Annotated in this window: 1 protein-coding gene; it reads right to left on the reverse strand. The window is 34.6% G+C overall.

What is annotated here, in order from left to right; genetic code table 11:
- Positions 1 to 14: 14 nt before the first annotated feature.
- Positions 15 to 1,187 carry an IS4 family transposase gene (locus JF259_RS17565; RefSeq protein ID WP_199117015.1) on the reverse strand — a complete coding sequence of 391 codons (1,173 nt, stop codon included), beginning with the start codon at positions 1,185 to 1,187 and terminating at the stop codon, positions 15 to 17.
- Positions 1,188 to 1,307: the final 120 nt, after the last annotated feature.

The following is a 1,307-nucleotide window of genomic DNA, read 5'->3' on the forward strand; positions in this document are numbered from 1 at the left end:
TAGTAGTGATGCGTTTATAATTCATTGTTATTGAATAAATTAGGTTGTTCTTTGAATTTTTGATTGATTTTATTTTCCATAAACAACTCATTTATAGGTGTTTTGTCAAAAGTGGATATACTTAAAATTTGTGTCATTTCATAAATTGAGTACTTGCTTCTCACTTGTTTTTTGAGATGTGCCACTATGAGATAGGTGCTAATCGCTATCCATAATTGGGTTTTTACTGCGTTCTGCGAATGGCCCCAAAGTTTCTTTACTTCTAGGTTTTGCTTTATCCATTTAAAAAAGACCTCTATTTGCCAGCGCGACTTATAGATGGATGCGATTCTTAAAGCATCCAGATCAAGTTCATTGGTCAAAAAAACAAATGTCATGTTCTTTTTACTGTCATAATATTTGATGCGCCTAAGTTTTTCAGGATACTGTTTGCGACTTTTTGGAATGGATAATCTTATTGATTGGTCACACCGTAAACCTGTAGCTTTATCAATTTTCCTAGATGCTACAACTTTGAATCTCAGGTTACTTTTAGCTCTTACTACAAAAAAGGAACTTGACTTGTGGATTTCGTATAGACGTTTAAAATCTATATAAGCCTTGTCCATAACATATATAGCATCAACTACAGGAACTATTTCATCGAGCGCATTGACATCATGATATTTGCCGTCAGTTATGTAGATAAAAGTCGGGATATTACCTTGTAAGTTCAGGACGGTATGCATTTTGACTGCACCTTTGGAATATTTACCATGTGCCCAGTCCATTAGGATTATGCTCACGGAAATCGTTGTTGAGTCTATGGCAAAAATATCCTTGTCAATATCTTTGACAACCGAAGGCTCGTTGCCATATAATAATCCTACAACATTTATGAGATAAATTCCAAAATCTGCATAGATTCTCCAATCTCTATTTTCGTTTGCACGAGACAAACTAGATTGGTTCACGTTCTGCTTTATCCCTAAATGATATAAGCTATTGCTGTGAGCCTCTAGGCAAATGCAAATATCACGCAATCCGTTTCTCCCTGTTAGTTGGCCAAAAAAAAGTTGCGCAAACTGATTCCAACAATTGAGCTTACTGGTCCCATAATCGCCATTATAACGGTCAACACATTTTTGAAATTCATAGCGATTGACCAAAGATAGCACTTGAGCAAAAACATACTTACCTCTATTCATAACCTTGGTTTTGACCAAAGTTATTCTGTAAATCAAATCAAAAAATCAAAGAACGTATCGTATATGTTGTATTTACTGCATTTTTAGAGAATTAAACTTTAACAAACGCATCACTACTAA

Source organism: Snuella sedimenti, from assembly GCF_016428595.1.
In the GTDB taxonomy this organism is placed as follows: domain Bacteria; phylum Bacteroidota; class Bacteroidia; order Flavobacteriales; family Flavobacteriaceae; genus Snuella; species Snuella sedimenti.

Excerpts from the sequence above, each read along its gene's own strand:
- JF259_RS17565 (WP_199117015.1), bottom strand. The coding sequence starts at position 1,187 with ATGAATAGAGGTAAGTATGTTTTTGCTCAAGTGCTATCTTTGGTCAAT.